The following is a 25,404-nucleotide window of genomic DNA, read 5'->3' as shown; positions in this document are numbered from 1 at the left end:
GGCCGCGCCACCACCGCGCCACCACCCGCCAGGATCGGCGACCTTCGTCGGGGTGCGCGCCGGCAGCGAGGCGGCTACGGTCGAACCACAGCCCCACGAGCCGAGAGGGTCGATCATCGTGAGCGCCACCGAACCGGTCCCCGCACGCCCTCGTATCCGCGAGGGCTGCCCCGATACGCAGGCACGCCCACCTCGTTCCCTCGCGCCCGATCTCGCGCGCGGCCTGATGCTCGCCCTGATCGCGATGGCGAACGTGCCCTGGTTCCTGTGGGGCCAGGAGTCCGGGGCGTTCGGAATCCACGTGCCGGCCCGCAATGCCCTGGACACGGCGATCCAGGTGGTGATGGGCCTGGGGGTGGACGGCCGCAGCTTCCCGCTGTTCGCCTTCCTGTTCGGGTACGGCATGGTGCAGTTCTTCCGCTCCCGCATCGATCGCGGCCTCGAGCACCGCACCGTGCGGCGCATGCTGCGTCGCCGCCATTGGGCGATGCTGCTGCTGGGGTTCCTGCACGCCCTGCTGCTGTTCCTCGGCGACATCCTGGGGGCCTACGCGATCGCCGGGCTGCTGCTGGTGTGGATCTTCTTCGGACGGCGCGATCGCACCCTGCTGATCTGGATCAGCGTGGCGACGGCCCTGTTCGCCCTGTACTCCCTGGGCTCCGTGGTCAGCGGCCTGTACCTCTCCACCCAGCCGGACATCCTGGAGGCCATGGATGCCGGCGGCGCCTCCTTCTCCATGGGGTCGTTCCGGGACATCGCCCACGGGCAGTCGAACTACCTGGTGGCCGCGGGGCTCCGAGCGGGGATGTGGGCCTTCAGCTTGCCCTCCACGGCCCTCGGGTTCGCCGTCCCGGTCTCGATCATGCTGGGATGGCTGGCGGCGCGCCACCGTGTCCTGGACGAACCCTGGAACCACATGCGCCTGCTGCGCCTGACGGCCGCCGTCGGGATCACGATCGGTTGGGCCGGGGGCGTGACGCGGATCCTGCCGATGCTGGGGGTGCTGGACATGCCGGACGTGCTGTTCTGGACGTTCATGGGCACCGAGATGATCTCCGGCGTGGCCTGCGGCATCGGGTACGCCGCTGCGTTCGGCCTGATCGCGGCGCACCTGGAGGGACGCACCCGTCCCGCGACGAACACAACCGCAGCGCCCGCCGAGGCCCCCGAACCGGCCGTGCGCAAGCGCGACCTCTCCCCCGATGCCCGGTCCGCTCTGGTGGCCTCACGTTCCTACGGGGCCCCGGCATCACCGGTGACACCGGAGATGACACGGCAGGTGAGTGCCCCGGTGCGCGCCATCGCCGCAGTGGGGCAGCGTTCGCTCACCTTCTACCTGTTCCAGTCGATCATCTTCGCTCCCCTGCTGGCCGCCTGGGGCTTCGGCCTGGGACAGCACCTGTCCACCACCGCCTCGACCGCGCTGGCACTGGGGGTATGGCTGATCTCGGTGCTGATCGCCGGATGGATGGCATCGAGGGACATGCGGGGCCCGGCTGAGCGTCTGCTGCGCCGCCTCACCTACGGGAAGCAGGATGCGGCGGCGCAGGCAGGGGCTCAGCCGATCGCCGAGGCGACGCCGTAGAGGATGTAGGACAGGGTGAAGCCGACGATGGCCATCGCGCCCTGAATGAGAGTCCAGGTGGCCAGGGTCTGCTTCATGTCCATCCCGAAGAACCTGCTGACCAGCCAGAAGCCGGAGTCGTTGACGTGGGAGAAGCCCACCGAGCCGGCCGACATCGCCATCACGATCGCGACCACCTGCAGGGGGCTGAAGTCGCTGGCGGCGATCACGCCGGCCATCAGGGAGGCCGCGGTGGTCAGAGCCACGGTGGCCGAGCCCTGTGCCAGGCGCACGATCTGGGCGATCAGGTAGGCCGCCACGATCACCGGCAGGCCGACGTTGTTCAGCGAATCCGCCACGGCGTCCCCGATCCCGGTCACGCGCAGCACACCGCCGAACATGCCGCCGGCACCGGTCACCAGCACCACCGAGCAGATCGGCCCCAGGGCTGAATCAGCCACCTTCTCGATCAGGGTGCCCTTCTTGCCGGCACCCCAGCCCAGCACGAACATCGAGACGATCACGGTGATCAGCAGGGCGATCGGGGTCTCACCCAGCAGGCGCAGGGTCGAGACCACGCCGTCGGCCAGGAACGCGTCCTTGTCCGGACGGGTCGAACCGATGGTGTTCAGACCGGTGTTCAGCAGGATGAGGATCAACGGCAGCAGCAGCAGGCCGATGATGGTGGGGACGCGGGGGCTGGAGGAGAAGCCCATCTCGTCCTTGTCGCCCTCGAGGATGTCCGGCACCGGGATGTCGAAGCGCATGCCCAGGCGGGGTGCCAGCAGCACGCCCACCAGGTACCAGATGATGACAGCGAACACGAGACCCACCAGCATCACCAGGCCGATGTCAGCACCGACGATGCCGGAGGCGGCCACCGGGCCGGGATGCGGCGGGGCGAAGATGTGCATGGCGCTGAAAGCCACCGCCGAGGGCAGCGCGATGGACAGGAAGGAGCCGCCGACCCGTCGGGCCACGGCGTAGATGATGGGCATCATGACCACCAGGCCGGCGTCGAAGAAGATGGGGAAGCCCATCAGCAGGCTGGCCAGGGACAGGCCGAAGCCGGCCCGCTTCTCGCCGACCAGGTCGATCATCCGGTCGGCGAGCACCTGGGCGCCGCCGGAGGTCTCGATCATCCTGCCCAGCATCGCGCCGAGTGCGACCAGCAGCATGACGTTGCCCAGGGTCGTGTTGAAGCCGAAGGCGAGGGCGGGCAGCACGCTGGCCGGGGCGATGCCCGCAGCCAGGGCCGTTCCGATCGAGGTGATCATCAGGGCGAGGAATGCATGGACCTTGAAGGCCATGATGAGGATGAGAAGCACGGCGATGGCCGAGACTGCCACGATCAGCAGCCCGGCTGTGCCGAGTTCCCAGTTGAGGACGAGGTCATCCATGACGACTCCAAACGGGCAGGGGAACAGGGACGGGCCAGAATTCGCTGACGGGGGACCCCGTCACTGTCATCCTAGGACCGCCCTTCCTCGGACCGGCGCTGGCGCGGGTCACGGCCCCGTCACGCTCGGACCGTGACCTCAAGGCCCTGCTGCGCTCCGAGCTGCCGTGCTCTGTGCGCGGCAGCGTCGAATCGCTCCGTCCAGTCCGGCACTGCAGCCAGCTGCCTGGCGAAGCCGCTCTCTGCACCGTCGGCCCGTGCCTTCTGCAGCACCAGGTGCGTGCCGCCGCCGCGATGGACGGTCTCGATCACCGCGGGGACCTGGTCGATCAACTGCGGGGTGACCGTCATCCTCAGTTCGTGGTCCACACCGGAGGCCAGCAGGAACTGGAGGGACTTCGCACTTCGCCGCCAGGCACCGGCCCGTCCCACCAGGTCCGTGTAGCCGGCCGGCGCGGCCTTCACGTCGAACCCCACCCAGTCCACCAGCGGTGAGCAGACGCGATGCCCGTCGGTGTCGACCCCGAGCAGGGCCTGCATCCGGGTGGGGAAGGCCCCGCCGGTGTGCAGCCCAACCGCGAAGCCGCGCTCGCGAACGGCGCGGGCGGCAGGCACCACAGCGTGCTGCATGGTGGCCTCTCCCCCACTGAACACCACGCCGTCCAGCAGCCCTCCCCGTCGCTCCAGGAGCCGACCCAGCTCACCGAAGGGCACGGCGCCGGGGGCGTGGGCGTCCAGGATCGCGGTGTTGTGGCAGTAGGTGCAGCGCCAGGGGCAGCCCTGGCAGAACACCGCGGCCACCAGGCGGCCGGGCCAGTCCACGGTGGACAGCGGCACCAGACCTACGATGCGCAGGTCTGGTGCCGCCAGGCTGGCCAGAGGGCTCACGCCGTCACCGGGGTGATCACGGCCCCTGGGCGGCCGGTCGCGGCCGCGGGCTCGTCGGCCGCCGCAGCGGGCCCGTCGGCCGCCTCCTGGCAGCCGCCTACGCCGGAGGCCTGCTCGGTGAAGAAGGTGCGCTCGGCGTACTCGCCCTTCTTGCCGATGTTGAAGGAGGCCACGGGCCGGAAGTAGCCCATCACACGGGTCCACACCTCGCAGGCTTCACCACAGCGCTCGCACTGGTGGTGCTCGCCGGTGAGGTAGCCGTGGCTGGGGCAGATCGAGAAGGTGGGGGTGATGGTCAGGTACGGCAGGTGGAACCGGGTCAGTGCTCTGCGCACGAGTTCCCGGCAGGTGGTCGCCGAGCTCATCGCCTCGTTCATGTACAGGTGCAGCACGGTGCCGCCTGTGTACTGGGATTGCAGCTCCTCCTGCAGCTCGAGCGCCTCGAAGGGGTCCTCAGTGGCGCCCACGGGGATCTGGGAGGAGTTGGTGTAGTACGGGTTGGCGGTGGTGCCGGCGGTGAGGATGCCGGGGAAGCGCGCGCGGTCCTCCTTGGCGAAGCGGTAGGTGGCGCCCTCGGCCGGGGTGGCCTCCAGGTTGTACAGGTTCCCGGTCTCCTCCTGGTACCGCACCACCGTCTCGCGCACGTGGTCGAGGATCCGCAGGCACATCTGCTGCCCGAACTCGTCCATCAGGTCGTGGGCATCGCCGGTGAAGTTGCGGACCATCTCATTCATCCCGTTGACCCCAAGGGTGGAGAAGTGGTTGCCCAGGTGGCCCATGTACCGCTTGGTGTACGGGTACAGGCCGCCGTCGATCAGCTCCTGCACGGTGGCCCGCCGCTTCTCCAGGGTGTCCTTGCCCACCTCGAGCAGGCGGTCCAGCTCGGCGATCAGCGCGTCCTCGTCCCCGGCGTACAGGTAGCCCAGGCGCGCCATGTTGACCGTGACCACGCCAATGGAGCCGGTGAGCTCCGCGGAGCCGAACAGGCCGTTGCCGCGCTTGAGCAGCTCGCGCAGGTCCAGCTGCAGGCGGCAGCACATCGAGCGGATCATCCCGGGGTCCAGGTCGGAGTTGATGAAGTTCTGGAAGTAGGGCAGCCCGTACTTCGCGGTCATCGCGAACAGCCGCTGGGTGTTCTCGGCCTCCCAGTCGAAGTCGCGGGTGATGTTGTAGGTGGGGATGGGGAAGGTGAAGGCGCGCCCGTCAGCGTCGCCCGCGGTCATCACCTCGATGTAGGCCCGGTTGACCAGGTCCATCTCGTGCTGGAGATCGCCGTAGGTGAAGTCGCACAGCTGCTCGCCGATCAGGGGGTGCTGGCCCTGCAGGTCCTCTGGGCAGGTCCAGTCGAAGGTGAGGTTGGTGAAGGGGCACTGCGAGCCCCAACGACTGGGCACGTTGAGGTTGTGGATCAGCTCCTGCATGCACTGCAGCACCTCCTCGTAGGTCATGTCATCCAGCCGCACGAACGGCGCCATGTAGGTGTCGAAGGAGCTGAAGGCCTGGGCGCCGGCCCACTCGTTCTGCAGGGTGCCCAGGAAGTTGACGATCTGCCCGCAGGCCGAGGAGAAGTGCTTGGGCGGGGCGGCGGCGATCGCCCCGGGCACACCGTTGAAGCCCTCCTCGAGCAGACGGCGCAGCGACCAGCCGGCGCAGTACCCGGTGAGCATGTCGAGGTCGTGGATGTGGATGTCCCCGTCGCGGTGGGCACGGCCCGCCTCGGCACTGAACACCTCGTCCAGCCAGTAGTTGGCGATCATCTTGCCCGCGGCGTTGAGCACCAGCCCGCCCACGGAGTAGCCCTGGTTGGCGTTGGCGTTGACGCGCCAGTCGGAGCGGTCCACGTACTCGGTGACGGTGGCGACCGGATCGATCATGCGGCGGCCGACGGGGGCCGCGCCGGGCTCGGCGGGCTCGATCGGGGCGGGCTGCTTCGGGGACGCGGTCATGGGCTCTCTCCTTCGGGACGGGGCACGGTGCACGGGTGTGGGCACGGGTTGCGCGCAATGCTGCGGGTGTGTGGTGTGCGCCGCGGCTCTGCCACCGTAGGAATCGACCACAACATGTTGGGGTCGCAACACGCCGATACCCCCAGGTGTAGTAGTTCTGGTTCCGACGAAACCGGCGCCGAGAGGACCAAGGTCCCCGATGGACGCTTGCCGTACTACGCCAGGCGTAGTACGGTGATGGCACTGATCGGTACTCCCGCATCCCACCCGGCAGAAGGAGGGGCATTGATCGGAGCCGATGCCATTCGAGGGCACATCGACCTGATCGTGCTGTCGATCCTCGAGTCCCGCCCCTCCTACGCCTACGAGATCTCCAAGACCATCACCGACCGCTCCGACGGCGACTACGTCATCAAGCAGACCACTCTGTACACCGCGGTCAAGCGGCTCGAGTCCCAGCAGCTGCTGGACAGCTACGAGGACGTCTCCACCTCCGGCAAGCCGCGCACCTACTACCGCATCACCGCCGAGGGCATCGCACAGCTCTCGGCGAAGCGGCTCGAATGGGCCCGCACCCGTCAGCTCGTCGATCACTTCGCAGAAGGACAGCACCAGCCATGAGCGTCATCGACTCCTATCTCGATACACTCTTCGCCCCCTACCCCGACTCCTCGCGGATGCGCAGCGCTCGCATCGAGCTGCGCGCCATGATGGAGGACAAGCAGCAGGAGCTGATGGACCGCGGTCACAGCGAGGCCCAGGCCGTCGGCACCGTGATCGCCGAGTTCGGCAGCCTCGAGGAGGTCGCCCCCGTCCTGGGCATCGATCGTGAGATCGGCGCCGCCACCAGCCCACGCTTCGGAGCCGACGGCACCCTGGCCGGGGACGTGCGCACCGGTCCTGTCCTGGACACCGACCGCGCGCGCCAGTACGTGCAGGCGGTGCGCGCCGCACAGCCGATCAGCGCCATCGCCATCCCCCTGTTCGTGCTGTCCCCCGTTCCGCTGCTGGCCCTGATCGCCTTCACCTCCCCGGACACCGACCCCGCCTCCTGGGTGGTGATCACCGGGCTGGTGCTGCTGCTGGGCGCCATCGCGCTCGGCGTGCTGCTGCTGATCGTACGGGGAGCCCGGTTGGCGGACTACGAGGACATCTCCGAGGGCAGATTCACCCCCGCGCCGACGCTGCACGAGTACACCCAGGAGCTGCGGCGCACCCACCGCCGCTCCTCGACGCTCACGACTGCGGTGGCGATCGCCCTGTGGATCCTGAGCGCCGTCCCGATCCTGGTGCTCGGCAATCTCCGCCAGGACGGCATGCTGCCCCTGCTCGGCGTGTGCGGCACACTTCTGATGGTGGCACTCGGCCTGCTGATCTACATCCAAGGATCCTGGATGGACTCCGCGGCCTCGACGCTGGAGCAGGAGACGGACGACCTTCCCGAGACCAGCCGGTCGCCCGTGGTCCGGGTCATCGCCGCGGTGTTCTGGCCGCTGACCGTCGCGATATACCTGGGGTGGAGCTTCGTGACCGGTGACTGGGGGTCGACCTGGGTGATCTGGCCGGTGGCCGGGGTGCTCTACGCCGCTCTCTGGGCGGCCAACTCCGCCCTGGAGAGCGTGTCACGACCCTGATGCGTGACACGCGGGCTCAAGGTGTGCTGAGTTGGCGCAACGGCCCGCCCTGATCGCCAACTGCGCACCTCTGGGCACGAGAGCTCTCAGCGCCCGCCGTCGACCGGGGTGCCCCAGAGATAGCCCTGCGAGTGTTCTGCACGCTGGACCCCACGCCGTTCTGTGCGCACTGCGAGGTGCGCTGCTTCAAGGCCGAGGAGCGCGCCTGGAACCGCCAGATGATGCGCTGCGCGGGACCGCGGTCGCGGACCTGCGGCTTCGCACGGCAGGGTGCACGGCACTTCACAGGGAGTGTGTGCGCCCGGATCCGCCGGCTGAAAAATCGCACCTGACGCAAGGACGAACCGGGGCCCGGTCGAGGAGCGAATCCTCGACCGGACCCCAGTTCGTCGGCCGATGTCGGCTCAGAGCATGCAGCTCACGCAGCCCTCGACCTCGGTGCCCTCGATCGCCATCTGCCGCAGGCGAATGTAGTAGAGGGTCTTGATGCCCTTGCGCCAGGCGTAGATCTGCGCCTTGTTGACGTCGCGCGTGGTGGCGGTGTCCGGGAAGAACAGCGTCAGCGACAGGCCCTGGTCCACGTGCTTGGTGGCCTCGGCGTAGGTGTCGATGATCTTCTCGAAACCGATCTCGTACGCGTCCTCGTAGTACTCGAGGTTGTCGTTGGTCATGAACGGCGCCGGGTAGTACACCCGTCCGATCTTGCCCTCCTTGCGGATCTCGATCTTGGAGACGATCGGGTGGATCGAGGAGGTGGAGTGGTTGATGTAGGAGATCGACCCGGTGGGCGGGACGGCCTGCAGGTAGGCGTTGTACATGCCGTGCTCGCGCACCTGCTCGCGCAGCTCGCGCCAGTCGTCCTGGGTGGGCAGGTGCACGCTGGAGGCCGCGAACAGGTCGCGCACCTTCTGCGTGGCCGGCTCCCACACCTGGTCGGTGTACTTGTCGAAGTACTCGCCGGTGCCGTACTGGGACTTCTCGAACTCGTAGAAGGTCTCCCCGCGCTCCTTGGCGATCTCCATCGACGCCTTGATGGCGTGGTAGGTGACCGCGTAGAAGTACATGTTCGTGAAGTCCAGGCCCTCCTCGGACCCGTAGTGGATCGCCTCGCGGGCCAGGTAGCCGTGCAGGTTCATCTGCCCCAGGCCGATGGCGTGGGACTTGCGGTTGCCCTCGGCAATGGTGGGCACGGACTCGATGTCGGAGGTGTCCGAGACGGCCGTGAGACCACGGATCGCAGTGGCGATGGTCTGCGCGAAGTCCGGGGAGTCCATCGCCTTGGCGATGTTCAGCGAGCCCAGGTTGCAGGAGATGTCCCGGCCCAAGGTGTCGTAGGAGAGATCGACGTTCATCTCCGACGGGGTGGCGATCTGCAGGATCTCCGAGCACAGGTTGGAGTGGGTGACCTTGCCGGGGATGGGGTTGGCCCGGTTCACCGTGTCCTCGAACATGATGTACGGGTAGCCGGACTCGAACTGGATCTCGGCGAGCACCTGGAAGAAGTCACGGGCGCGGATCTTCTTCTTGGAGATGGCGGGGTTGTCCACCATCTCGTGGTAGAGCTCGGTGACGTTGATGTCGGCGAAGGGCTTGCCGTACTCGCGCTCCACGTCGTACGGGGAGAACAGGTACATCGGCTCGTTCTTCTTGGCCAGCTCGAAGGTGATGTCGGGGATCACCACGCCGAGCGAGAGGGTCTTGATGCGGATCTTCTCGTCGGCGTTCTCGCGCTTGGTGTCCAGGAACCGCAGGATGTCCGGGTGGTGCGCGTGCAGGTACACGGCACCGGCACCCTGGCGGGCGCCCAGCTGGTTGGCGTAGCTGAAGGAGTCCTCCAGCAGCTTCATCACGGGGATCACGCCGCTGGACTGGTTCTCGATGTGCTTGATCGGCGCACCGTACTCGCGCAGGTTGCTCAGCAGCAGCGCCACGCCGCCGCCGCGCTTGGACAGCTGCAGGGCGGAGTTGATGGAGCGGCCGATGGACTCCATGTTGTCCTCGATGCGCAGCAGGAAGCAGGAGACCAGCTCACCGCGCTGCGCCTTGCCGGCGTTGAGGAAGGTGGGGGTGGCCGGCTGGAAGCGACCGTCCAGGATCTCCTCGACCAGATTCCGGGCGAGCCGCTCGTCGCCGCGGGCCAGGGTCAGGGCCACCATCACCACGCGATCCTCGAAGCGCTCCAGGTAGCGCTTCCCGTCGAAGGTCTTCAGGGTGTACGAGGTGTAGTACTTGAAGGCGCCCAGGAAGGTGGGGAAGCGGAACTTCTTGGCGTAGGCCTGCTCGGACAGCGACTCCACGAAGGAGAAGTCGTACTGCGCGAGCACCTCGGGCTCGTAGTACTTGTTCTCCACCAGGTAGTCGAGCTTCTCGCGCAGCGAGTGGAAGAACACCGTGTTGGGGTTCACGTGCTGCAGGAAGTACTCGCGGGCGGCCAGGCGATCCTTCTCGAACTGGATCTTGCCGTCCGGTCCGTACAGGTTCAGCATCGCGTTGAGCGCGTGGTAGTCCAGCTGCTTGTGGTGCTCGGCCGGGGGCATCTCGGTCAGTGTCGCCAAAACTCTTCCAATCCGTCGTGGACCTTCTGCACGTCCCGTGCAGTGCCCAGCAGTTCGAACTTGTACATGTGGGGGACCTTGCACTTGGCGGAGATGATGTCTCCCGCGATGCAGTAGGCCTCGCCGAAGTTGGTGTTGCCACCGGTGATGACGCCCCGGATCAGGTCCCGGTTGCGCTTGTCGTTGAGGAACTTGATGACCTGCTTGGGGACGGCGCCACCGTGGTTGCCGCCGCCGTAGGTCGGGACCATCAGGACGAACTCCTCGTCCATGACGAGGGGCTCCTCCTTGGCGTAGAGAGGGATGCGGTGCGCGGGGATCCCGAGCTTCTCAACGAAGCGGTGGGTGTTCTCCGACACCGAGGAGAAATAGACGAGGGTGCCCACGCCGATGCCTCCTGCGCGGTCTCTCAGATGGCGGCGGCGCGACGCTGCACGCCGGAAGCGGCGGCGATCGCCTTGATCTTGTCCGGGCGGAAGCCGGACCAGTGGTCCACACCGGTGATGACGACGGGCGCCTGGACGTAGCCCAGGGACTTCACGCGAGCGAGGGCTTCGGCATCCTCGGTGATGTCGACGACGTCGTAGGCGATGCCCGCCTTGTTCAGGGCACGCTTGGTCGCATCGCACTGGACGCACAGGGGCTTCGAGTACACGGTGATGTCCACGGAGGAAGACCTTTCTCGGGGCACCGCGCCGGGGCGGCGCGAGGAGGAACGGGTGATGCGGTTGTCAGGGCGGCCCGGAGGCCCGTGCCGCCGGCTCCGGCCCCCGTCCCCGCCTTCCACCTCGTTGGACGCGAGGTGGCCGGCTGCCCCTGGGAGGGCGGTGGAAGGGGTGGATCCCTGCGGCCCCGCCAACACTACACCTAGTGGTCGATCGGTGGGAGCACCACAAGATGTACCGAACTACAACAATGTCATCCACATCGGGCTGTTGACGGGATGTGGACGGTCCGGGAGGACTGTGGACACAGCACGCACCCCACGCACGGAACAGCAGGACGGCGCCGATCACAGCCTGTGGGCGAAGGCAGGGGGCAGCTCCACCGGTGGTGGACGAAGCGCTCAGGCGGGCTGTTCGACCGGGCTCAAGGTGACTCGGATCGCCACGGAATCCCGGGCGCGTCGCGGCGTGTCGGGGTGGGCCGATGGGCGTGTCGCGGCAAGTCGGGGTGAACCGAAGGTCGGGCCGCGGCAAGTCGGTGGGCGTGGCGCGAGGGGCTCAGCGCCCGTCGTCGTCAGGGTGCGAGTGGCCGTGGTCCAGGTTCCACACGTCGACCTCGTCGGTGGGCAGGGAGCGGCGGGACCCGCCCGCCGGCGGCTCCTGCGCACTCGGCCGGTCAGCTTCCGGCTCCTCGGCGGACGCCTCGAGGACGGGCACCGGTTCGGTCACGGGCTCGGGCTCGCCGACCGGAGCCGGGTCCGCAATCGGTGCGGGTTCGGCGATCTGCTCCGAGGCGGGAGACGGGGACTGCTCCACGACCGGGACGGGTTCGGTGTTGGGCACCGGCTCGGTGACCGGTGCGGGTTCGACAGCTGGCTCGTCGTCCGTGTCCTGGGGAGGGGCCGACTCGGGCGCCGAGGGGGCATGCGCATCACCTTCCGGAGCACCGGCGGCGGCGTGCTGCGGTTCGTCTCCCTCGCCGGGGACGGCGGTGGCACCGGGCTCGGATGCGGGCTGCACCTCGACCTCGGTCTCGATCCCATCAACGCGCGGGGATGCGGACTTCGCCTCCGGTGCTGCCTCCGGCTCCGGCTCAGCGGCTGCCTCCGCCTGCGGTTGTGTCTCCGGCTCAGCAGCTGCCTCGGGCTCCGGCCCCGGCTCCGGCTCGGGCTCCGGCTCGGGCTCCGGCTCGAGGCTGCGTCCGTCGGCCTCCACGATCGCCGCGAGCACCTCGCGCATCAGCAGCAGCTGTGCGCGTGCTTCCTCCGCACCCATGATCGGGCGCGTGCCGCGGTCCACGAAGGCGTGGAACGCCTCCCACATCGCCTCGGCCGCCCCTGCAGTGGCCGTGCTCGCTGTGGTGACCACCGCCCCGGCGGACTTCTCCCGCAGGCTGATTCTCGAGCGCCGATCGCCCAGCGACGGGGCCGGCAGCTCCACGTCCACCCGCTTGCGGGCCGACAGCACCTCGATGCGCTCGGAGTACTCCGGGGCGAACGGCAGGTAGTGCCACACCAGGCGCACCGGTGCGCTGTTCTCCAGCTCTCCCAGGATCTCGATGGACCCCGGGATCACGCCCTTGGGCCAGTGCCGCACCGCGACCAGACGGGTCACCGGCCCGTAGGCACGCTCGATCACCGCCACCTGGTGGGCCACACCGGTCAGCAGCCCCTTGACGTACAGGTCGCGGTCGCGCTGGGTGGCGCCGCCTCCGGCGCCCGCTTCCACGGCGGCCTGGAGGGACTTGCGGCGCTGGGAGCGCACCTCAGTGGGCAGGTCGTAGGCCGAGGTGGTCACGTGCGCCCAGCCGAACAGCGGCTGGCTGGCCGGCATCAGCACCTCGTGGTCGATCATCCGCACGTCCTTCGCGGCGATCTTCTCCGACAGCGCGATGACGGAATCGTCGTACTGCTGGGGGTGGGCCATCATCACCAGGTGACGCCCGGTCATGCGCTCGAAATCGACGACCTCGGCGATCTCCTCGGCGGAGAACCCCAGCGGCGGCTCCACCAGCACCGGGATGCCCCGCCGCATCAGCTGCATCAGATCGCTGACGTGCAGGCCGTCGGTGGACAGCAGCGCGGCGTCCACCGCGACCTTCTTGCCGCGAACCGCGGTGATCAGATCGGCCACCGACTCGTAGCGCGACTCCTCGGCCACCCCCCACACCTCGGAGGCCTCGCGGCGGCGGCGCGGTGAGTGCTCGACCAGGGCGGTCACCGTGAACCTGTCCCAGCGACGACGCAGCACCGGCAGGTGCACGGCCTGTGCCATCGTTCCGGCACCGATCACGGCGATGTTCAGGGTCTTCGGCATCGGGCGGGCTCCTCGGGGGCTCGGCGGAGGCGGGCGGCGGCTCCCGGGTTCCGGGGCGGGGCGCCGCGCAGGACTCCGGCGCCGCCGGCGGCGGCGCGCTGCGCTGTGGCTGTTCTACCACACGCGATCGGGCCCCTCCGGCGGCTATCGTGGGGCGTCGTCCAGCACGTCCGGGGAGGTCACGATGCCCACATTGTTCTACACCGTCGCCCGCAAGGCCGCCGTCCCGCTGCTGCACGGCATCTGGCGGCCGCGCGTGACGGGCGTGGAGAACGTGCCCCGCGAGGGAGGCTTCATCGTGGCCTCCAACCACCTGGCCTACATCGACTCGGCGATCATCCCGATCGCGATCCCCCGCCCCGTCCACTTCGTCGCCAAGGACGACCTGTGGAAGCAGACGGGCCCCCTTGGCCGGATGCTCACCTGGTTCTTCAAGCAGGTGGGGGCGGTCCCGGTGGACCGGCAGGCCCTCTCCTCCGGCAAGGGTGCCCTGCAGGCCGGGCTGGAGATCCTGCGCCGGGGCGACGGGTTCGGCATCTACCCCGAGGGCGGCCGATCCAAGGACGGCCTGCTGCATCCGGGCAAGCAGGGCGCGGCTTGGCTCGCACTGGAGTCGGGCTGCCCGGTGATCCCGGTGGGTCTGAAGGGAACACCGCACTTCCGGCCCCGCCGCCTGCTTCCCGAGCGCCGAGCGATCTCGGTGCGGATCGGTGCGCCGATCGACTTCTCCGATCTGGACCCCGGGCTGTCCAAGGGTGCCCGGCGGCGTCAGATGACCGCGCGGATCATGGACGAGATCCAGGCGCTGTCCGGGCAGCGCCGCTCCCCCGTCGCCCATCGGGATCCGCAGCCCTGATCCCCGCCCGCCCCTCCGGCTCGGACCCTCGACCCGACATCGCGGCCCGTCTGCGCCTAGTATCGATGCAGGCCACCCGTCGTCGCGGGGGCCGCCCGCAACCGCAGCGCAGCGCAGGAGAGCAGATGGCCGTCGTCGTCGGATTCATCCCCACCGAGGTGGGCTACAAGGCGCTGGATGCCGCGCGCGATGCCGCCGAGCAGCGCGGGGGCCCGCTGATCGTGGTCAACGTGGTGCGCGAGGGCGTCTCCGAGGACCCCCGCCACGCCGACGACCTCCAGCTCGAGACGGCATTGGAACGCCTGCGGCGCTCCGCCGTGCGCGTGCAGGTGCGCCAGGAGCACACCGAGGACGACATCGCCGACGTCCTGCTGAAGGTGGTCGACGAGGAGAGGGCCGAGCTGCTGGTGCTCGGCATCCGCCGTCAGAACGATCTGGCGCGCCACCTGCTGGGCCTGACGGTGCAGAAGCTGCTGCTGGCCGCCCGCAGCGAGGTGCTGGTGGTGTGAGACCGGGCGACCGGGTGCGCCGGCCGCTGCGGACGCACGGCCCGCACTCGGACACGAACCGCCGAAGCGGCCCGCCCCCGGATGGGAACGGGCCGCTTCGTCGTTCAGCTGTTCAGCCGGGTTCAGGCCTGCTCGGCAGGGGTCTCGGCATCCAGCGGGTCGCCACCGGGCTGGGAATCGGCCTTGGGGGTGTTGACGGCGCGCTCGATGGCCTCGCCCACCTCCTGGTCGATGTTCTTCCAGTACTGGAAGGCACGGGAGAGGACCGGCTCCTGCACCGTGCTCAGCGAGCCGGAGACCGTCTCCACCAGGCGCTCGCGCGCCGCGTCGTCGAAGACCTCGCGCACCAGGGTGTGGGCCTGGCCGAAGTCGTCGTCCTCCGGGTGCAGCGTGTAGGCCGAACGCACCATGGTGCCGTCGGCCTCCCAGCCGTTGTCCACCTGACCCTGATGGTCATCGCCCTGGTAGGCGCGACCGAAGGAGTTCGGTGCGTATACCGGGGCATCGCCCGAGTGGTGGTACTCCATGTTGCCCTCCTTGTCGTAGGAGTTCATGGGGACCACGGGGGCGTTGACCGGCAGCTGGTTGAAGTTGGTGCCGATGCGGTGGCGCTGCGCATCCGGGTAGGAGAACACGCGGGCCAGCAGCATCTTGTCAGGGGACACCCCAGTGCCGGGCACGGTGTTGGCCGGGCTGAAGGCCGCCTGCTCGATCTGCGCGAAGTGGTTCTTGGGGTTCTCCTTGAGGGTGAACCGGCCCACCTCGTGCAGCGGGTAGTCCGCGTGGGGCCACACCTTGGTGAGGTCGAAGGGGTTGAAGCGGTAGTTCTTCGCGTCCTCGTACGGCATGATCTGCACGTTCATGGTCCAGGAGGGGTATTCGCCGCGCTCGATCGCATTGAACAGGTCGCGGCGGTGGTAGTCCGAGTCCTCACCGGCGAGGCGACCGGCCTCCTCGTTGGAGAGGAAGGCCATGCCCTGGTCGGTGTGGAAGTGGTACTTGACCCAGAACTTCTCGCCGGCCTCGTTGACCCACATGTAGGTATGGGAGGAGTAGCCGTTCATGTGGCGCCAGGTCTTGGGCAGGCCACGGTCACCCATCAGGTAGGTCACCTGGTGGGAGGACTCCGGGGAGAGGGTCCAGAAGTCCCACTGCATGGTGTTGTCGCGCAGGCCGGAATCGGGGGTGCGCTTCTGGGAGTGGATGAAGTCGGGGAACTTCATGGGATCGCGCACGAAGAAGATCGGCGTGTTGTTGCCGACCATGTCGAAGTTGCCGTCCTCGGTGTAGAACTTCAGCGCGAAGCCGCGCACGTCCCGCCAGGTGTCGGGGGAGCCGAGCTCACCAGCCACGGTGGAGAAGCGGGCCAGCATGGTGGTCTTGGCACCGGGCTGGAGGAACTTGGCCTTGGTGTACTTCGAGACGTCCTGGGTGACCTCGAACTCGCCGAAGGCGCCGGAGCCCTTCGCGTGGGGACTGCGCTCCGGCACCCGCTCACGGTCAAAGCGGGCCAGCTTCTCGACCAGGGCGACGTCGTGCAGCAGCAGCGGACCGTCGGCACCCACGCTGAGCGAGTGCGCATCGGACTGACGCGGTGCACCGGACTCGGTGGTGGAGGGCTTGGTGGGATCGAACTGGGTCATTCCTTCTCCTCAGGTGGGTTTCGATCGGATGATCGGGGCGACGTACAGGGGGTGGACGACTGGACGGGGACGGGAGCAGGCGGGCCGACGGGTGCGCCGGTGATGGGGTCAGCCTCTCTCACGACAGGCGGAGCACAGCCCCCGATAGACGACATCGGCGACCTCGACGTCGAAGCCAAGATCATCGTGCGGGATCAGGCAGGGCGCGGCACCGACGGCGCAGGGCACGTCCTCCAGGCGGCCACACCTGCGGCACACCAGATGGTGGTGGTTGTCGTGCCGGTGCAGCTCGTAGCGCGAGCGGCGGCCGTCCACCAGGACGCGGCGCAGGAGCTCCGCATCGGTGAGAGCGTGCAGGACGTCGTACACGGCCTGCCGCGAGACTGTCCCGAGACGCTCACGCACGGCGTGGGCGACGGTCTCCGCATCAGCGTGGGGACGGCGCTCCACCACTTCCAGGGTGGCCAGCCGCGGACCTGTGACCCGCAGCCCCGCAGCACGCAGCGCGGCGACGTGATCGGCTGCCTGGCCGGGGATGCGGTCGGTGGTGGTCATGCCGCCACCGTACGTCATTTACTGGACTTGTTCAAGAAAACGTATGGATCCATTGACGCAGGCCCATCCGGAGGCCCCCCGAGAGCTTCTCCCGGAGCGCCCCATCGAGTGGTCCGCTGAGCAGCCCCGCACCTGGCCCCCTCCCGCGACCCAGCTCGTGGCCGAACTCGTGGCTCTTCTCGGCCCGTGTGGCGGCGTTCCTCCGCCCTGGACCCTTCTGCGTCTAGTCTGACCAGGTGACCAGCCGGATCACTCGCGAGCAGCGCGAGACCGTGCCGGGCGCTGCCGGGGTGAGGGGGGCGGAACCGTCCCGAACGACAGGGGCGTCGGGCGCTCCGGACGCGCCCTTCGGACACGGGCGCTCCGCCTCCGTGCTGCTCGCCCTGATGCTGACGATGGCGTCGGTCCCCGTTGCCGCGGGCGAGAGCGTCCTGGCGATCGCGATCGCGGCGATCCTCGGAGCAGCCGGTGGGCTCAGCCTGAGAAATCCCCTGATCGCCGGTGCCATCATCGGCCTTACCTTCACCTTCGCAGTGTTCGCGGGTCCCGCGCACGTGGGCCCCGGCTCGCTGGCCTCGATCGTGGCGATCGCCTCGGCAGCCGGGCACGGGAAGATCCTGGGCGCGATCATGATGTCCGTCTGGCACGTCACCACGCTGATGGCCATCTCCGCGGTGCGGGGCGATGAGGCGGCGTACATGGTCTCCGAGCTGCTGCTGTGGATCGTGCTGCAGGGCGGGACACTGGTGGCGGCCACCTGGGGTCGGCGCCTGTTCGAGCGATCCGTCGCCGAGCGCGCTCGGCGGCTCAGCGAGCTGTCCGATCAGCGCCGTGCCATCGCCCGTGAGCTCCACGACACCGGGGTCCGTGCGATGACGGAGGTGGTGATGCTGGCGGAGAACGGCGCACTGCACCCCGGCACGGCACCGAGCACGGCCGCGGAGTTCCGCCGCATCTCCAGCACCTCCCGCCGCGCGGCCGATGAGATGCGCGAGCTGCTGGAGCAGCTGCGCGGGTCCCACGAAGTGGGCAGCCCCGCCCATGCCCGCGGTGCCTGCGTCGAGGATCTGCTGGAGATGCTCCGCGGACGGTTGGCGGCGGCCGGGTTCTCGGTGCGGGTGGCCTCGGAGGGCGAGAGCTCGCTGCCCGACCGTGAGGTGGCGGTGATCGCTCGCTGCCTGGAGGAGGTGGAGGCCAACGTAGTGCGCCATGGCGACCGCACCGCTCCGGTGGCGATCCTGAGCGAGTCCCTGCCCGGCTCCTCCGTTGCCGAGCCGGGGCTCCGACTGGCGGTGCTCAACGGCATGGCCCCTGACGATCGCCACGGCCTCAGAGGCGGGGCCGGCCTGGAAGGGGTCAGGGAGAGACTGGCAGCCGTGGGGGGAGACCTGGAGGCACGCTGCGAGGGCTCGACCTTCCTGACCCGCATCGACATACCGGGGGAGATTCGATAACACCGGGGAGATTCGATGACACCGGGGAGATTCGATGACGAATGGGAAGATTCGATGACGACTGTGATGATCTGCGACGACGATCCGATCGTGCGTGCGGCGCTGGCTGCGTACCTGGACCGGGAGAGCGATCTGTCCGTGGTCGCGACGGTGGATTGCGCGGAGCAGGCGCTGGCGCAGTTGGACGACCACGCCCCTGACGTGGTGCTGATGGACATCGCGCTGCCCGGGCAGAACGGCCTGGAGGCCACGGGACAGGTGCGGGAGCGCCATCCGCGCACGGCGGTGCTGGTGCTGACCACGTTCGGCACCGACGAGCACCTGCGCGCCGCGCTCGCGGCCGGGGCCAGCGGGTTCCTGCTCAAGACCACGGCCGCCTCCGCCCTGGTGGCAGCCGTCAGAGCAGCGGCGGCCAACGCCGGCACGGTGATCACCCCGGAGCTGGCGCACCAGATCGCCTGCGATCAGGCGCGCGAGGGCGGCCCCGGTGGCCACGTGGATGCCGAGGCGATCGCAGAGCTGGGGCTCACCGATCGCGAGCAGGACGTGCTCACCCTGCTGTGCCAGGCGGAGTCCAACGCGGGGATCGCCGATCGCCTCGCGCTGTCGGAGTCCACGGTGAAGACCCATGTCTCCTCCCTGATGGCGAAGCTGGGCTGCACCTCCCGCCTGCAGGTCGCACTGACCGCCTTCGAGCGGGGGCTCGCCACTCCCCCAGTGCCGCACGAACCCCAGGCCACCTGATCCCGAGACCACCGGATGACGAAGAACCCCCTCACCGCGCTGGTGAGAGGGTTCTTCGACTCCGGAGCCGCCTGCGAGAATCGAACTCGCGACCTATTCATTACGAGTGAATCGCTCTACCGACTGAGCTAAGGCGGCACACCCACCGTTCGCACGGGCCACGACGATCAGCGTGATCGTGCTGCCTGGGCGCATGGCGGACCGGACCACTCTATGGGACCGGCTCGGGGCCGCGCAAAGCCGTGCGGCGTGCGCTTCATCGCACCTTCTCAGCCGCCGGAGGAGCAGGTGAGCCCGTCCTCCGGCACCGTGCCCTCCAGCAGGTACGGATCCACCGCCTGCTCGATGCAGCCGCCCGAGCGTCCGTAGGCCGTGTGCCCATCGCCCTCGAAGGTCAGCAACACCGCATCGTCGAGCTGCTCGGCGAGACTCTGCGACCATTCGTAGGGCGTTGCCGGGTCCCCGGTGGTCCCGATGACCACGATGGTCCCGGCGCCCTCCGCGCTGACCGGTGCGGGTTCTCTCAGCGGCGGCACGGGCCACTGCCCGCACACGGTGGCGCCGTACCCCATGCTGGGCCCGAAGGTGGGGAACTGCTCGGCCAGCCGCTCGGCCTCCTCGGCCTGCCAGTCCTCATCGGCGACTCCCGGATGGTCCAGGCAGTTGATCGCATTGATCGCGACTATGCCGTTGCCCTTGTAGCTGCCGTCGGCCTGACGCTCGGAGGAGAGATCCGCGATCGTGAGCAGAGCCGTGCCGTCCCCCTGCATGGCCGCCGCGAGCGCATCGCGGCCCGTGGGCCAGAACCCGTCCTCGTACATCAGCAGCAGCACGGCCGAGCGGGCCAGGGAGCCGGTCAGGGGTCGCTGCGGGTCCGCGGTCTCGAGAGGCTCGGCGTCCACGGAGTCGAAGAAGCTGTGCAGCTGCTGCTTGGCATCGGCCACCTCGCCCTTGAAGGGGCAGGCCTCCCCCTGGGGCAGGCAGTCTGCGAGGAAGGCCTCGGTGGCCTTCTCGAAGCCCTCGGCCTGCCCGGCGGAGATCTCATCGAGCGTCGAGGAGGGGTCCAGGGCGGCGTCCAGCACGAACCGGCCCACGCGCTGCGGGTAGAGATCGGCGTAGGTGGCACCGAGGTAGGTGCCGTAGGAGTAGCCGAAGTAGTCCAGCTGCTCGGAGTCCAGTGCGGCGCGCAGCACGTCCATGTCCCGGGCGGCGGAGTACGTGTCGAGGTAGGGCAGCAGCTCTCCCGAGTCCTGCTGACAACCCTCGGCGATCCGGGCCATCCAGTCCAGGCCCTGCTGCAGGTTCTCCTCGGCGCCCGCGGCCGGGTCCCCGGTGGTCGCGAGGTACTCGTCGGTCTCCTCGTCGGTGAGGCACTCGATGCCCTCGGAGCGGGCCACGCCCCGGGGGTCGAAGCCCACGATGTCGTAGGCGGCGGTGACCTCACGGGAGAAGATGAACGGGGCGGAGGCAGTGAAGTCCACACCCGAACCGCCGGGACCGCCGGGGTTCACCACCAGGGAGCCGGTGGGCTCACCGGTGGCCCCGTGCTTGGCGAGCGCCAGCTCGATGTCCCCGGCCGAGGGGTCGTTCCACACCATCGGCACCGTGAGGGTGCCGCACTCCAGCTCCTCGCCGCCCTCCACGTCCTGGCACGGCCCCCAGGCGATGTCCTGCTCGTAGTAGGCAGCGTAGTCCGGGTCCTCGGCCGGATCGGTGGGCAGGTCCTGCGCGGCGGAGGTCCCCAGGTCGGCGAGCGCCGGGGCCTCGCCGCTGCCGTCGTCACCCCTGCCGTTGCCGCCACCCTGGCCTCCGCCGGCGCTCTGGCCGGCCCCGGTGGTCTGCTCGGGATCCTGCCCGCCCTGCGGCACGCAGCCTGTCACGACGAGCACGGCGGCGGCGGAGGCGGCCGCGAGCCGAGCGAAGTGGCGACGGGCCGGTGAGCGGCGGGTCGGGGATCCGAGACGCATCAGTACTCCTGGGTCGGGCGTTCCCGCGGGGTGCGGGACGGTCGTTCGTTCTCACGGCGAGCGCGAGGGGCGCCGCCGACTGCGGAGGGCGACGGTCCGGGGCTGCCCGGGGGTGCCGGGCCGCCCCGCTCATCCTAGGTGGCGGGTCGTGCTCGGCGCCGGGATGCTCATCGGGTCGGTCGTTCATCCGATCTCGCGGCGGCTCCATCTCCAGGCCCCCAGCGCCAGGGGCAGCACCACCAGGATCAGCAGGGGCAGCACATCGAAGGCCTCGGCCTGGCCGTCCCCGAGAACGGTGGCGGCGGCCTGCAGGTCCAGTGCCCGCAACACCCCGTCGAGGGTCTCGGATCCAGCCAGCATCGCGATCTGGCGGGCGGTGCCGATGATGAAGGGGAAGCCGATCGCCGCCAGCAGACCCATCACGGTGGACTGGGTGAGCACCCCCATGGCCAGTGAGAACGCGAGCGTGGCCAGCAGCGCCGTGACGTGAGTGGTCATCACCCGGTCCACGGCGGTGAAGTCGGCGCCCTCCCCCAGCAGCCCGCCCCCGATCCAGGTGGCCAGCACGGACAGCAGCACCGAGGCGGCGATGACCACGGCGACCACCAGCACGGTGGACAGCAGCTTCGAGGCCAGCACCGTCAGGCGCGAAGGTCGCTGGAGCTGGGTCACCTGGATGGAGCGGTCGCTCCATTCCCCGGCGGTCATCATCACGGCGATCACCGGGATGATCAGCGTGAGCGGCAGTGACACGGCAAGCATGGTGAGCTCCACGTCCACGGGCGCCTCGGGTATCAGCGCTCCCTGCAGCAGGCCGCCCAGCAGGGCGATCGCGAGCACGGCGAGCGAGGAGAGGATCACCACCGCCAGCCCCGAGCGCGTGTCGAGGTAGCTGCGGATGTCGATGTCGGGTCTCATGGCGGGTCTCCTCAGGCGATCGTGGCCGGGCCGCGCTCGGCCGCTGTGGTGTCGGACGGGGTTGTGCCGGTGAGGGAGAAGAAGACCTCCTCGAGCCCGCCGGCATCAGCCGGGCCGAGCGAGGTCAGCACGATCTGCTCGCGCAGGGCCAGGCGGCCCATGTCGTCCGCGGCCAGCTCCACGTCGACCAGGCCGTCGGCACGGGCGGTGTGGGGCACGGACTCGCTCTGCAGGGCGGCCAGCAGCGTCTGCGTGTGCTCGGCGCCGACGCGGGTGCCGCGGGCGGTGGTGAGCTCCTCGAGGGTGCCCTCGCGCACCAGACGCCCCTGGTCGATGACCACCAGGCGGTCCACGGTGGCCTGCACCTCGCGCAGTTGGTGGCTGGACAGCAGCACGGTGCCGCCGGAATCGGCGAAGGAGCGCAGCAGGCGACGCATCCACCGGATGCCCTCCGGGTCCAGTCCATTGGCGGGCTCGTCCAGGACCAGCACCTTCGGGTCCCCCATGAGGGCGACACCGATGCCGAGCCGCTGGCGCATGCCGTACGAGTAGCCGCCCACGCGCTTGCGTGCGGCGTCGGCCAGGCCCACCAGCTCGAGCACCTCCTGGGCGCGCCCAGCGGGCATCCGCAGGGTGCGCTCGGCGAGCCGGAGGGTCTCCAGCCCCGTGCGTCCGCGTCCCAGCGCGGTCGCGTCGAGCATCACGCCGATGGTGCGCGCGGGATCGGTGAGGTCGCTGTAGCGTCGGCCGCCGACGAGGGCCTGACCGGCGTCGGCCGCCGCCAGGGAGGTGAGGATCCGCAGGGTGGTGGACTTCCCGGCCCCGTTGGGGCCGAGGAACCCGGTCACGGTGCCGGGCGTGTAGGTGAAGGAGAGGTCGTCGACGACGGCACGGGTGCCGTAGCGCTTGGTCAGCCCGCGCACCTCGATCGGTGTGCCCCCGGTGTCAGCTTTGAGGGTTCGATGGTTCATGGTGGACCGTCCTGCCTGGTAGGAGCGCTTGGAGGATGCTTCTGGCGAGATGTCTCCACCTTCTTCCGAGCAGGGGTGCCGCCGGAACCGCCCGCAGGATCGCGCGGGCCAGACGTTCGTCGTCGCCTCCCGCCCCCGCACCCGCGACCTTGGACACGGCCGCCGGGCCGAAGGTCGACCCCTGGCCGACTGGTCACCTGGATACAGTGACCGCGTGGATGACCAGGGACGGCCGCTGAGGCACCGATGGCAGGAGGCACTGATCCTGCTGGCCGTCGCGGCCGACGCGGTCTTCATGGCGCTGGTCGCCGACGGGGACCCGTGGCGTCTCGCCCAGGCGGTGGGGATCGCGGTGGTCGGTTCACTGCTGCTGGCCCGGCACCGGCACTGGCGCTGGCTGTTGCCGCTGCTGATCCTGCTGAACGCCGTGGTCGCCTCCCTTTCCATCCTGATCATCGCCACCTACTGCTTCGCCACGCGCAGCAGCAGCCGGCTGATGACGGTGCTCGTGGGGCTGCTGGCAGTGGCGGTCACGGTGGTGCCCACCTACCCGGACCTGCTGCCCGAGCGCACCGGGCAGGCGATCGCCCTGGTCTTCTTCCTGGTGGCCTCGACCGTGGCGATCGGGATGTACACCCAGACCCGCCGGCAGCTGATGGCACAGCTCCGCCGCCGTGCGGAGGAGGCGGAGCAGGGTCGCGCCGAGGCCCAGGACCAGGCGCGTCGGGCCGAGCGCACCCGCATCGCCCGCGAGATGCACGACATCGTGGCCCACAAGATCTCGCTGGTGGCCCTGCAGGCGGGCGCCCTGGAGGTGAACCCCAACCTGGAGCGGGAGCAGGTGGTCGAATCCGTGGGGCTGATCCGGCAGACGGCCACCACGGCCCTCTCGGAGCTGCGGGAGGTGCTGGGGGTGCTGCGCAGCGAGGACGAGGGGGCACCGCTGGCGCCCCAGCCCACCTGGGACGACGTGCGCGAGCTGGTGGTGACATCGCAGTCGGCGGGGATCTCCATCGAGCTGTTCGACTTCATCGACGACCCGGTGCCGGACCAGATGGCGCGCACCGCCTATCGGGTGGTGCAGGAGGGCCTGACCAACATCCACAAGCATGCCCGGCACACCAAGGCCCGGGTGGCCCTGATCGGCGAGCCTGGGACCGACCTGGTGATCGAGGTCAGTAATGTTCTTCCCGTGGGGTTCACCACGGACCTCCCGGGGGCGCGGATGGGGCTGTCGGGCATCGAGACCCGCGTGCTGCACGCCGGGGGGACGATCGCCTCGGGCCCCACCGATGACGGACGTTTCGAAGTGAAGGCGGTGATCCCATGGCCGGCGACGGCGTGACACGCGTGGGGCTGGTCGACGACGACTCCCTGGTGCGAGCGGGACTGGCGATGATCCTGGGCGCGGATCCGGGCATCGAGGTGGTGGGGCAGGCGGGCGACGGCTCCGAGGCCGTCCCGCTGGTGCAGAAGCACCGGCCCGACGTCCTGCTGATGGACGTACGGATGCCCGGGCTCGACGGCATCGCCGCCACCAAGGCGGTCTCGGCGCTGCCCAGCGCTCCCCGCATCATCATGCTCACCACGTTCGACATGGACGAGTACGTGTTCCGGGCGCTCGAGGCCGGCGCCAGCGGGTTCCTGCTCAAGGACACCCCGCCCCAGGACCTGATCCGAGCGGTGCACGTGGTGGCCGCGGGGGACGCGATGCTCTCCCCCGCCGTGACCCGGCGGATGCTCTCCCACTTCTCCGACGCGAACCCCGGCACCCGGCAGGACACGCACCCGGGCCTGGAACTGCTCACCGAGAGGGAGACCGAAGTGCTCGGTGCGGTGGGGGCAGGGCTGTCCAACACCCAGATCGGGATGCGGCTGTTCATGAGCGAGGCCACGGTGAAGGCCCACGTCTCGAAGATCTTCGCCAAGCTGGACTGCACCAATCGGGTGCAGATCGCGATCATCGCCCACGAGGCCGGGCTGACCGACATCGACCAGCCTCCCCTCTGAGGCGGAGCACAGTACCCCCAACGGGATTCGAACCCGTGTCGCCGGCGTGAAAGGCCGGTGTCCTGGGCCACTAGACGATGGGGGCCCTGGGCACAGAATGCCCGCCGGGAAGCATACCTGCCGCGCCTCCGCCTGCGCGAACGGGTACGGGGCAGGTGCGGCGCATCCGACACCGCCGCGATCCGGCGACCGTGGTTCGATGGTGGCATGGTCCGCATCAGTCGCAGCGAGTTCGAGGAGGCGGTGGATGACGCCCTGGACTCCTTGCCCGAGGAGATCGCGGAGGCCATCGCTCGCTCCAACGTCGTGATCCTGGTGGAGGAGGAGCCGGATCCGCAGCCGGACGGCACCGAGCTGCTGGGACTGTACGAGGGGATCCCCCTGGACCACCGCAGTGTGTTCGACGGGTACGCGCAGCCGGACAGGATCCTGATCTACCGCGGTCCCCTGCAGCGCGTGAGCGCCACCCGCGAGGAGCTGGTGGAGCAGATCGCGGTGACGGTGCTGCACGAACTGGGCCACCTCTTCGGCATCAGCGATGCGAGGCTCCACGAGCTCGGCTGGGCCTGAGAGCAGGCGTGAGTCCGTCGTCGGCACCGGAGTCGAGAGGTGCGAGGCGGCTCACAGCCGAAGTGTGCACGAGCCCCCGAAACCTCCGGTAGAGTTGTCCAGGTCGATCGGCGAGAACCACTGCGGTGGGGATCAGGATCGACGGTCAGGCCCTGTAGCTCAGTTGGTTAGAGTGCCGCCCTGTCACGGCGGAGGTCGCCGGTTCAAGCCCGGTCAGGGTCGCCCCCTCGCGAAGGCCCC

At 69.3% G+C, this 25,404-nt stretch carries 23 protein-coding genes and 3 tRNA genes; 12 read left to right on the top strand and 14 right to left on the bottom strand.

Going from position 1 to position 25,404, the window contains the following annotated elements:
* Positions 1 to 118: 118 nt before the first annotated feature.
* A complete protein-coding gene (locus M3B01_RS07230) occupies positions 119 to 1,585 on the top strand; it encodes a DUF418 domain-containing protein (protein WP_193866754.1) in 1,467 nt (488 codons plus the stop codon).
* Here the strand turns inward: M3B01_RS07230 and M3B01_RS07225 are convergent.
* From M3B01_RS07225 to M3B01_RS07215, 3 genes are all read right to left on the bottom strand, one after another.
* The gene (locus M3B01_RS07225; RefSeq protein ID WP_193866755.1) at positions 1,558 to 2,964 is read right to left on the bottom strand and encodes a GntP family permease; all 1,407 of its coding nucleotides are present in this window, start codon (positions 2,962 to 2,964) and stop codon (positions 1,558 to 1,560) included. The genes M3B01_RS07230 and M3B01_RS07225 overlap by 28 nt on opposite strands.
* A 119-nt stretch (positions 2,965 to 3,083) precedes the next feature.
* Positions 3,084 to 3,851, bottom strand: coding sequence for an anaerobic ribonucleoside-triphosphate reductase activating protein (locus tag M3B01_RS07220; protein ID WP_259790652.1), 768 nt, complete (start codon positions 3,849 to 3,851; stop codon positions 3,084 to 3,086).
* A complete protein-coding gene (locus tag M3B01_RS07215; RefSeq protein ID WP_396123346.1) occupies positions 3,848 to 5,797 on the bottom strand; it encodes a ribonucleoside triphosphate reductase in 1,950 nt (649 codons plus the stop codon). The genes M3B01_RS07220 and M3B01_RS07215 overlap by 4 nt, the downstream gene beginning before the upstream one ends.
* A 285-nt stretch (positions 5,798 to 6,082) precedes the next feature.
* Between M3B01_RS07215 and M3B01_RS07210 the strand changes: the two genes are divergently transcribed.
* The 3 genes from M3B01_RS07210 (at position 6,083) to M3B01_RS14720 (ending at position 7,763) form a co-directional block, all read left to right on the top strand.
* Positions 6,083 to 6,418 (top strand): PadR family transcriptional regulator, encoded by a 336-nt coding sequence (locus M3B01_RS07210; protein WP_193866756.1) that lies wholly within the window; start codon positions 6,083 to 6,085, stop codon positions 6,416 to 6,418.
* Positions 6,415 to 7,431: a permease prefix domain 1-containing protein gene (locus tag M3B01_RS07205; RefSeq protein WP_259790648.1), complete on the top strand. Its 1,017-nt coding sequence runs from the start codon at positions 6,415 to 6,417 to the stop codon at positions 7,429 to 7,431. The genes M3B01_RS07210 and M3B01_RS07205 overlap by 4 nt, the downstream gene beginning before the upstream one ends.
* Positions 7,432 to 7,562: 131 nt before the next feature.
* On the top strand, positions 7,563 to 7,763 hold the full coding sequence (locus M3B01_RS14720) for a nitrous oxide-stimulated promoter family protein (protein ID WP_396123345.1): 201 nt from the start codon (positions 7,563 to 7,565) through the stop codon (positions 7,761 to 7,763).
* Positions 7,764 to 7,835: 72 nt separating this feature from the next.
* Here M3B01_RS14720 and nrdE read toward each other — a convergent pair whose 3' ends face one another.
* From nrdE to M3B01_RS07185, 4 genes are all read right to left on the bottom strand, one after another.
* Positions 7,836 to 9,968: a class 1b ribonucleoside-diphosphate reductase subunit alpha gene (gene nrdE, locus M3B01_RS07200; RefSeq protein ID WP_259790645.1), complete on the bottom strand. Its 2,133-nt coding sequence runs from the start codon at positions 9,966 to 9,968 to the stop codon at positions 7,836 to 7,838.
* Between the two features lie 5 nt (positions 9,969 to 9,973).
* Positions 9,974 to 10,372 (bottom strand): class Ib ribonucleoside-diphosphate reductase assembly flavoprotein NrdI, encoded by a 399-nt coding sequence (gene nrdI, locus M3B01_RS07195; RefSeq protein ID WP_193866760.1) that lies wholly within the window; start codon positions 10,370 to 10,372, stop codon positions 9,974 to 9,976.
* A gap of 23 nt (positions 10,373 to 10,395) precedes the next feature.
* A complete protein-coding gene (gene nrdH, locus M3B01_RS07190) occupies positions 10,396 to 10,653 on the bottom strand; it encodes a glutaredoxin-like protein NrdH (RefSeq protein ID WP_259790642.1) in 258 nt (85 codons plus the stop codon).
* A gap of 556 nt (positions 10,654 to 11,209) precedes the next feature.
* Positions 11,210 to 12,967 (bottom strand): Gfo/Idh/MocA family protein, encoded by a 1,758-nt coding sequence (locus M3B01_RS07185; protein ID WP_259790638.1) that lies wholly within the window; start codon positions 12,965 to 12,967, stop codon positions 11,210 to 11,212.
* A gap of 184 nt (positions 12,968 to 13,151) precedes the next feature.
* Between M3B01_RS07185 and M3B01_RS07180 the strand changes: the two genes are divergently transcribed.
* Positions 13,152 to 13,823 (top strand): 1-acyl-sn-glycerol-3-phosphate acyltransferase, encoded by a 672-nt coding sequence (locus tag M3B01_RS07180; protein WP_259790635.1) that lies wholly within the window; start codon positions 13,152 to 13,154, stop codon positions 13,821 to 13,823.
* Between the two features lie 125 nt (positions 13,824 to 13,948).
* Positions 13,949 to 14,332 (top strand): universal stress protein, encoded by a 384-nt coding sequence (locus M3B01_RS07175; protein WP_193866764.1) that lies wholly within the window; start codon positions 13,949 to 13,951, stop codon positions 14,330 to 14,332.
* A 122-nt stretch (positions 14,333 to 14,454) separates the two neighbouring features.
* Here the strand turns inward: M3B01_RS07175 and M3B01_RS07170 are convergent, their stop codons facing one another.
* Both M3B01_RS07170 and M3B01_RS07165 read right to left on the bottom strand, forming a co-directional pair.
* Entirely contained in the window at positions 14,455 to 15,975 is a 1,521-nt protein-coding gene (locus M3B01_RS07170) for a catalase (RefSeq protein WP_259790630.1), read from the bottom strand.
* Between the two features lie 108 nt (positions 15,976 to 16,083).
* On the bottom strand, positions 16,084 to 16,530 hold the full coding sequence (locus M3B01_RS07165; RefSeq protein ID WP_259790627.1) for a Fur family transcriptional regulator: 447 nt from the start codon (positions 16,528 to 16,530) through the stop codon (positions 16,084 to 16,086).
* Between the two features lie 236 nt (positions 16,531 to 16,766).
* Here M3B01_RS07165 and M3B01_RS07160 point away from each other — a divergent pair, with 236 nt between their 5' ends.
* Positions 16,767 to 17,984 (top strand): sensor histidine kinase, encoded by a 1,218-nt coding sequence (locus M3B01_RS07160; protein WP_259790625.1) that lies wholly within the window; start codon positions 16,767 to 16,769, stop codon positions 17,982 to 17,984.
* Positions 17,985 to 18,038: 54 nt separating this feature from the next.
* A complete protein-coding gene (locus tag M3B01_RS07155) occupies positions 18,039 to 18,728 on the top strand; it encodes a response regulator transcription factor (RefSeq protein WP_259790623.1) in 690 nt (229 codons plus the stop codon).
* Positions 18,729 to 18,793: 65 nt separating this feature from the next.
* Here M3B01_RS07155 and M3B01_RS07150 read toward each other — a convergent pair.
* The 4 genes from M3B01_RS07150 to M3B01_RS07135 all read right to left on the bottom strand — a co-directional run bounded on the left by M3B01_RS07150 (position 18,794) and on the right by M3B01_RS07135 (position 22,584).
* Positions 18,794 to 18,866: transfer RNA gene (locus M3B01_RS07150), tRNA-Thr, on the bottom strand.
* Between the two features lie 131 nt (positions 18,867 to 18,997).
* Positions 18,998 to 20,695 (bottom strand): alpha/beta hydrolase, encoded by a 1,698-nt coding sequence (locus M3B01_RS07145; protein WP_259790622.1) that lies wholly within the window; start codon positions 20,693 to 20,695, stop codon positions 18,998 to 19,000.
* Between the two features lie 183 nt (positions 20,696 to 20,878).
* A complete protein-coding gene (locus tag M3B01_RS07140) occupies positions 20,879 to 21,613 on the bottom strand; it encodes an ABC transporter permease (protein WP_259790620.1) in 735 nt (244 codons plus the stop codon).
* Positions 21,614 to 21,624: 11 nt separating this feature from the next.
* Positions 21,625 to 22,584: an ATP-binding cassette domain-containing protein gene (locus M3B01_RS07135; RefSeq protein WP_259790618.1), complete on the bottom strand. Its 960-nt coding sequence runs from the start codon at positions 22,582 to 22,584 to the stop codon at positions 21,625 to 21,627.
* Positions 22,585 to 22,798: 214 nt separating this feature from the next.
* Here M3B01_RS07135 and M3B01_RS07130 point away from each other — a divergent pair, with 214 nt between their 5' ends.
* Positions 22,799 to 23,929 carry a sensor histidine kinase gene (locus M3B01_RS07130; protein WP_259790616.1) on the top strand — a complete coding sequence of 377 codons (1,131 nt, stop codon included), beginning with the start codon at positions 22,799 to 22,801 and terminating at the stop codon, positions 23,927 to 23,929.
* Positions 23,911 to 24,594 carry a response regulator transcription factor gene (locus M3B01_RS07125; protein ID WP_259790614.1) on the top strand — a complete coding sequence of 228 codons (684 nt, stop codon included), beginning with the start codon at positions 23,911 to 23,913 and terminating at the stop codon, positions 24,592 to 24,594. Before M3B01_RS07130 ends, M3B01_RS07125 begins: the two co-directional genes overlap by 19 nt.
* Positions 24,595 to 24,606: 12 nt before the next feature.
* Here M3B01_RS07125 and M3B01_RS07120 read toward each other — a convergent pair.
* Positions 24,607 to 24,679: transfer RNA gene (locus M3B01_RS07120), tRNA-Glu, on the bottom strand.
* Between the two features lie 122 nt (positions 24,680 to 24,801).
* Here M3B01_RS07120 and M3B01_RS07115 point away from each other — a divergent pair.
* Complete coding sequence (locus M3B01_RS07115; RefSeq protein WP_193865349.1) at positions 24,802 to 25,164, top strand: metallopeptidase family protein; 363 nt, start codon at positions 24,802 to 24,804, stop codon at positions 25,162 to 25,164.
* A gap of 148 nt (positions 25,165 to 25,312) precedes the next feature.
* Positions 25,313 to 25,386: transfer RNA gene (locus M3B01_RS07110), tRNA-Asp, on the top strand.
* Positions 25,387 to 25,404 lie beyond the last annotated feature (18 nt).

It is taken from the genome of Brachybacterium sp. p3-SID957, assembly GCF_025144775.1.
GTDB classification, from domain to species: domain Bacteria; phylum Actinomycetota; class Actinomycetes; order Actinomycetales; family Dermabacteraceae; genus Brachybacterium; species Brachybacterium epidermidis.
This window is presented reverse-complemented; position numbering and strand designations above follow the sequence as displayed.